At 62.7% G+C, this 228-nt stretch carries 1 pseudogene; it reads right to left on the reverse strand.

From position 1 onward, the window contains the following. Nucleotides 1–228, reverse strand: a pseudogene (locus tag ACWR1S_RS31025) (type II secretion system protein GspD); the annotation flags it as partial.

Genomic DNA, 228 nt, shown 5'->3' on the forward strand with positions numbered 1-228 from the left:
GCACCACCTGCGCCACACCGCCAACATCGACCACACTGAAACCCTGCATGCGCAACGCCGCCAGCAACATGTCGTAAGCCTGCCGCGCCGGCACCTGACCCTCCGAGACCAGCGTCAACGTGCCCTTCACCCGAGGGTCGACCAAAAACTGCTGGCCGGTCGAACGCGACAGAGCCCGCACCACCGCTTGAATATCGGCGTCGACAAAATTCAGCGTCACCGGTTGAT

The sequence above is a fragment of the Pseudomonas sp. AIG genome (genome assembly GCF_977020205.1).